5 protein-coding genes are annotated in these 6,865 nt (G+C 48.9%); 3 read left to right on the forward strand and 2 right to left on the reverse strand.

The window, feature by feature from the left end:
- Window positions 1-74 precede the first annotated feature (74 nt).
- Entirely contained in the window at window positions 75-1,694 is a 1,620-nt protein-coding gene (locus tag QQ055_RS01115) for a 2-isopropylmalate synthase (RefSeq protein ID WP_286004085.1), read from the forward strand.
- Window positions 1,695-1,727: 33 nt separating this feature from the next.
- Here the strand turns inward: QQ055_RS01115 and QQ055_RS01120 are convergent, their stop codons facing one another.
- Complete coding sequence (locus QQ055_RS01120) at window positions 1,728-1,937, reverse strand: hypothetical protein (RefSeq protein WP_286004086.1); 210 nt, start codon at window positions 1,935-1,937, stop codon at window positions 1,728-1,730.
- Window positions 1,938-2,442: 505 nt separating this feature from the next.
- Between QQ055_RS01120 and QQ055_RS01125 the strand changes: the two genes are divergently transcribed.
- Window positions 2,443-5,166 (forward strand): tetratricopeptide repeat protein, encoded by a 2,724-nt coding sequence (locus tag QQ055_RS01125; protein WP_286004087.1) that lies wholly within the window; start codon window positions 2,443-2,445, stop codon window positions 5,164-5,166.
- Between the two features lie 6 nt (window positions 5,167-5,172).
- Complete coding sequence (locus QQ055_RS01130; RefSeq protein WP_286004088.1) at window positions 5,173-5,673, forward strand: VOC family protein; 501 nt, start codon at window positions 5,173-5,175, stop codon at window positions 5,671-5,673.
- Here the strand turns inward: QQ055_RS01130 and QQ055_RS01135 are convergent.
- Window positions 5,607-6,865 (reverse strand): FAD-dependent oxidoreductase (locus tag QQ055_RS01135; RefSeq protein ID WP_286004089.1); only part of this gene is annotated, 1,259 nt, incomplete at its 5' end. The two genes, QQ055_RS01130 and QQ055_RS01135, sit on opposite strands and share 67 nt — an antisense overlap.

Raw genomic sequence — 6,865 nt, forward strand, 5'->3', positions numbered from 1 at the left:
TTAGGCGAAAACACGGTTTCCCCGCTTAAAATATTAATTGTCAATTCTCTTTGATGTTGACCCGTCGCGCACTTATGAACAACCAAGGCTCACCAGACCGTATTATTATTTTCGATACCACGCTTCGCGATGGGGAACAGTCCCCTGGGGCGACCCTGAATGTGGATGAAAAACTGACCATCGCCCGTCAACTGGCGCGACTGCGGGTAGATGTGATTGAAGCTGGGTTTCCCTTTGCGAGTAGCGGAGACTTTGAAGCGGTTCAGAAAATTGCCCAAAATGTGGGTACCGAAGAGGGGCCGACCATTTGCGGTTTAGCCAGGGCGACGCGCCAGGATATTCAAACGGCGGCGGAAGCTTTGAAACCTGCTTTTCGACCTCGGATTCATACCTTTATTGCCACATCCGATATTCACCTCAAGTATAAGCTGAAGAAAAGCCGCGCCGAGGTGTTGGAAATTGCCCCGGAAATGGTGGCGTTTGCGAAGTCGTTTGTGGAAGATGTGGAATTTTCCCCGGAAGATGCGGGCCGTTCCGATCCAGAATTTTTATATCAGGTGATTGAAAGAGCGATCGCCGCCGGGGCGACTACGATTAATATTCCCGATACGGTCGGCTATACTACGCCTAGCGAGTTTGGCGCGTTGATTAAGGGGATTAAGGAAAATGTCCCTAATATTGACCAAGCGATTATCTCAGTTCACGGGCATAATGACCTAGGGCTGGCGGTGGCTAACTTCCTGGAAGCGGTGAAGAATGGCGCAAGACAGCTAGAATGCACGATTAACGGCATTGGCGAACGGGCGGGAAATGCAGCCTTAGAAGAGTTGGTGATGGCGTTGCACGTCCGCCGTCAATATTATAATCCCTTCTTTGGTCGTCCGGCGGAGTCGGAGGAACCCTTAACCCAGATTGATACGCGCCAAATTTACAAGACTTCTCGCCTAGTCTCTAGTTTAACTGGGATGCTGGTACAGCCGAATAAGGCGATTGTTGGGGCCAATGCCTTCGCCCATGAGTCGGGAATTCACCAAGATGGGGTTCTCAAGAATAAGTTGACCTATGAGATTATGGACGCGCAATCGATTGGGTTAACCGATAATCAGATTGTCTTGGGTAAACATTCCGGGCGCAATGCCTTTCGGACTCGCCTGCGGGAGTTGGGGTTTGAGTTGAGTGAGGATGAGTTAAATAAGGCGTTTGTCAAGTTTAAGGATTTGGCGGATAAGAAGAAAGAGATTACCGACTGGGACTTAGAGGCGATCGCCAATGACGAAATTCAACAAGCCCCGGAACTGTTTCGGTTAGAATTAGTACAGGTATCCTGCGGCGATCGCTCTAGCCCAACGGCCACTGTTACCGTCCGCACGCCTACTGGAGAAGAACTCACCGATGCTGCGATTGGCACGGGGCCAGTAGATGCGGTGTATAAAGCGATTAATCGCGTCGTGAATGTCCCTAACCAGTTAATTGAGTTTTCCGTGCAGTCGGTGACGGCGGGGATTGATGCAATTGGAGAAGTGACGATTCGCCTAAAATATGAGGATCGCGTCTTTTCCGGTCATGCAGCCAATACGGATATTATCGTCGCTTCCGCCCATGCCTATCTCAGCGCCCTGAATCGCTTGTATGCGACTCTGCACAGCGATAGCCGGATTCATCCCCAGGCGGAGATGGCGGAAGTTGCCCCTTAATCGGATTTTGCCATAATCACTAGACGCCGATCCTCAAAATCGGCGTTTGGCGTTTTCGGGGCTTTTTTGGGACAAAGGTTGTTCAACAGAGTAGGGTTGGGTAGACACAGAAGAGTCAAAACGGATATGTGCGATCGCAATTCCAAAGGTTAGCACGACTCCTGCCCATCCGTGAATCAACCCAACAGCACTGGTTAGCGTTGCTTCCGCTAGAATTAAAACGGCTTTTTTAGAAATCTGCATCTTGGTTCTTCCAACTCAATGATGCAGTTGTAAAATTTCGGGGATTCCCGAAGGCAAGCAATGCTCAGAAGCGTTATCCTATCTGCATTCGGGTACTTTCGGGGAGGGGTTTCGGTATCAGGAATCCGAAACTTTTCCGAAACTTTTTCGGTTCTGTCTGCGGGTAGCGGTAACGTCAACCGGGTTGATGGGTATATCCGATAGCCCGCCTGGAGTTTAAAGCGCCGTCGGAACATTTCGGGTTCTGTCTGCGAGTGGCGGTAACGCAAATCGGGTTGATGGGTAAATCCGATAGCCCGCCTGGAGTTTAAACTCCAGGCTAATAGCTGAAGTCCATTAAAATGGACTGAAATTCCTCCCCAGTCGTCTTCAGACGACTTTGGCTATGAGACGGGGGTTTGAACCCCCGTCGGGTGGACTTAACCTAACTCACCCGCTTTCTAGGTTCTTTGATTTCCCGTAACCTCTGTTTTACCTAGCCTTTGTCAATCTGATGCCGAAGAAGATGTCTCATGGTCCTATCCCGAAGAAACGCGTCAAGCTATTAGTTGAAGCCTTGCTAGACTATGAGCAAAATCAGAGCGATCGCATTAGTAATCTTAAGGTTTCGTGGGCTAAAAATGGTAAGCCGCATCTAGTGGTTAACACGACACTGCAAGCGCTACGCTACCTAGTAGGCGACAAAGACGGATTTAAACCTACGCCTAACACATCCGAGAAGCAACTCAAGAACACGATTGGCGAACATCTCAACAACGATTTAGGTAAGTTTCTAGAAATCCTAGAGGATCATCGGGGCAAGGAAACACGCGGATCTGAAAATTGGAATTTTACCCTGAAACTTTGGAGTAAGGATAATCCGGCGGAGAACCTGCAAAAACTAGAGAATCTATGGCAAACTAAACAATCTCCCCAGTCTCTTGCAAGTTCACCGCCAACGGAAACTTCCCCAGTTATACCCACTGCTAAACGAGATGCGATCCTCTGTCTAGAACGCCTTCCAGAGGTTCCGGTGTGGGTGGGGCGCGAGGAGTTGGTAGAAGCGTTAAAGGCGAAAATACTCGCCCCCGAAACTTCCCCGAAGGTGGTGGCGCTAATTGGACAGGGGGGAATTGGGAAAACGAGTTTAGCGGTTAAACTGCTGGAAGCCTTGGGCGTCAAGTTGCAATCCCCCGGTTTAGCGGAGGGCTGCGTTTATGACTCGGCGTTGTATTTCAAGGTGAGTCAGGGGAGTAGCTTTGATGATGTGGCGGCGTTTTTGCTAGAGGCGTTGGGGGTTGAAACAGCAGAACTCTTGAAAACGGCTGAGGCGAAGATTGCTCAGATTTTGGCGGCGTTGACAGAGAAACGTTGTTTGCTGGTGTTGGATAACTTAGAAGATATTCTCTATCCAGCTAGCCACCGGGAAGCGGGGAAAGCCGTTTCTTCAGAATGGGGCGAGTTGTTGTATAGTTTTGCCCACAGTCGCCATTGTTCGACAATTATTATAACCAGTCGCGAGTTTCCATACGATTTAACGGATCGTCGGAGTCGCAATCCTAAACCGAATCCTAAATTAGTGGAAGTTTGCACTGTAGGTGGGGTTGCGGATGAGGATGGGGTGGAGATTTTGCGCCAAAATGATTCGCAAGACTGCCAAGCGGATCTAGAGTGGATTGCAGAACGGGTGAAAGGCAATGCGTTTATTTTGACCCAACTAGCTGCAATTGGGGCAGAAAGTCCGGGCTATCTCCGCAAGCATCCCGAATTGGTGACGGAAGAAGCCGAACAGATTATTCGGGCGCAACTGGAACGCCAAAGCGAGGCGGCGCGGGAGTTGCTAAAGCGGATGTGCGTATTGCGGGTAGGGATTGATGTTCAAGGGTTAACGTTTCTGCGGTTGTATACCGATGATTGGGAAACTGATGCTCGATTTGAACTAGGAGCAATTCTAGGAAAAGTAGTAGAGTTTGCCATAGATGAGATTAAAGAGACTGAAGATATTATTAAACGTTTAGCGAATAGTTCCTTAGCTCAGCGCCGCTATGATAAGGAGCGATGCGAGTATTTTTATGACTTGCATCGTTTAATTGGGGAATTTCTGCAAACAGAGTATAAAACAGAACTGCCGCAACTACTGGAACGAGTCTATAAGTTTTACTGTACGGGTAAGAGCATTGAGAATCCTAAAACTTTAGAGGATTTATATCCAGTTTTAGAAGCTCAGTATTTTGCTTTTAAGTTAAGAAACTATAAAGAAGCTTCTATTTTGCTGATAGGAAGATTAGAACAATATCTTAAGCCTTGGGGATATTGGTATTTATTAGAAAAATTGTATAAGCAAATTTTGCCTTTTGTAGATAAAGACAAACAGCCTTTTTATTTGCAAGCGCTTGGGGAAATATATCAATATTGGGGAAGATGGAAGATAGCAGAAAGCTACTATAGGGATGCTTTGGATATTGCAAAACGCTATAAGGACAAATTTTTAATTGCAAGCTCTCTAGCTCTGTTAGGAAATATTGAATACGAGCGAGGAAATTGGGCAGAATCTGAGTGCTTGTTTCGCCAATCTTTGCATTTGCAAACCGAATTAGAAGATCGCTCTGGAATAGCCTCTTCTTGGGGACAGTTGGGAAATATTGAACGCAGCCGGGGAAACTGCGAAGAAGCCGAGCGCCTGTTTCGCCAATCTTTGCAGTTGCGAACCGAATTGGGCGATCGCTCTGGGATGGCTACTTCTTGGCTCAGTCTCGGAGATATCGAACATCTTCGGGGAAATTTAGAGGAAGCCAAGTGTCTATATCACCGATCTTTGCAGTTGCAAACTGAATTAAACAATCGCTTCGGGATAGCCACCTGTTGGGAGAATTTGGGATATATCGAGAGCTGTAGGGGAAACCGTGATGAAGCTGAACGCCTGTTTCGCCAAACCTTGCAGTTGCGAACCGAATTGGGCGATCGCTCTGGGATGGCTACTTCTTGGGGACAGTTGGGAGATATCGAGCGCAAGCGGGGAAATTGGGACGAAGCCGAGCGCCTGTATTGCCAACACTTAGACGTGGAAACCGAATTGGGCGATCGCTATAAAATTGCTGAAATCAATTATGACCTCGCTCAACTGTGGCGGAAACGCGGAAACCCCGAAACAGCCCAAGAATATTACACCACGGCTCAACAACTCTACCAAAAACTCGGCGCTGTCAAAGACTTAGAGAGAATTGAGCGAGAATGGAACTCACCGGAATAAATAGCTATGCTAATTACTGGACTATTTCACATTGCCATTAAAACCAACGACCTAGAGGCCACCGTTCGCTTTTATACGGAAATCTTGGGTTTGCGAACGGTTCCCCGTCCCGACTTTGGCTTTCCTGGGGCCTGGTTAGCCTGTACAACGCCCGTAGGCGAGGCGATTTTTCATCTGTACGCTGGGGGTCCTGCCTTGGGAAGCGAGGGGATAGCGCCCCAGGGAACGGCCGCTATTGACCATATTTCCCTGACGGCTAGCGGGTTTCATGACTTTCGCGAAAAGTTTGCCCGCCACGGGTTAGAATGGCGCGAATTCTTAGTTCCGGGTACCACCCTTTGGCAATTATTTGTCTATGACCCCAATGGCGTTCAGCTAGAACTCACCTTTGAAGGTCGAGCCGAAACCGGGCCAGAACCGGATATGTCCCCCAGTCGCCGCTATGTCGCCGGGGAATCTTTCTTTCCACCCAAAGTCAGCGCTTCTGCGAGTAAGGGCGTATCCTGATAGAGTCTTCTCAGCTTGGCTAAAAAGGCGGGTTGCGTCTTGGCTTGCAACTCCGCCACGGGATGCGATCCGGCTAACAGGGAGTCACTCGCCTCGCGGGAAAATTGGCGTACAAAGGTAATGCGATCGCGCCTCACCTGTTCCACCCGCGCCACTAATGCCGGAAAATCAACTAAACTTTCTTGCAAGGCTTGACGCAACAAGGCCCCTACATAACAACCATCCTCAAACGCCTGCGAGGCCCCTTGTCCTAATGTAGGATACATGGCATGGGAGGCATCCCCCAAACATAAAACGCGCCCCCTCTTGTCGCCAAATACAATCGGGATATCCTGTACTCTCGCCCAGTGAATCTCTTCTAAATGCTCGCATACCGCATCCACCAGGAACTGACAAACCGGGCTTAACCCTTGGGGTGGGGTGTAACATTGGCGCAGGTATTCCACCGTTTTTTGGTCGTCGCGAATTTCCAAACTTGCATCCAGGGGAAACGAACCCGCAATATAAACTTCATCCCCCGGAATGGCAAAACTCAACAACCGCGAACCGTTATAAAACCATTGCTGATAGTCTGCAATTAACCCGCCTTTCTGGGGAACCAACAGGCGATAGAGACAAACGCCTAAATGTTCGGGAGTGGGAGAACCGCCAAAAAAGCTGCTGCGAACTTGCGAATAGCGACCATCGCAGCCCACAATTAAATCAATATCTTCAAAAGCTTCGCGAATACCCGTTTCCTGGTTTTCAATTTCCAGATACAGCCGATCTGAGTCTCGATACCCCATACTCAGCGCAATCGTATTGTAGCGAATGCGATCGCCTAAAGGTTGCCGCAACTGCCGATAGAGTTCGGCCCAACGGATGCGAATACCCGCATTTTCCGCTACTTGAGACAGGGGTAAATCAAAAATTACCGTCCCATCCGTCAACCCTGCAACCCAAGACTCCCACGGTAAACTCACCCCTTCCGCCTGCAAGCTATCTGCTAATTCTGGGCTAAATTGACGCAGAATTTTCAACGAATTCGGCCCCACATTCAACCCCGTACCCGCCAACTCATTCTCTGGTGGCCCTTTGTCAATACAAATGACCTCAACATCGGGACACTCTTGCAAACCATAGGCCACTAAACACCCTACAACCCCCGCCCCAATAATTGCAACTCGGTGCGATCGCTCTCTCATCCTTGTTT

Source organism: Geitlerinema calcuttense NRMC-F 0142 (assembly GCF_030285425.1).

Bases quoted from the DNA above. Each gene is read 5' to 3' on its own strand.
- QQ055_RS01115 (WP_286004085.1), top strand. From the start codon at position 75: ATGAACAACCAAGGCTCACCAGACCGTATTATTATTTTCGATACCACG.
- QQ055_RS01120 (WP_286004086.1), bottom strand. From the start codon at position 1,937: ATGCAGATTTCTAAAAAAGCCGTTTTAATTCTAGCGGAAGCAACGCTA.
- QQ055_RS01125 (WP_286004087.1), top strand. From the start codon at position 2,443: ATGTCTCATGGTCCTATCCCGAAGAAACGCGTCAAGCTATTAGTTGAA.
- QQ055_RS01130 (WP_286004088.1), top strand. From the start codon at position 5,173: ATGCTAATTACTGGACTATTTCACATTGCCATTAAAACCAACGACCTA.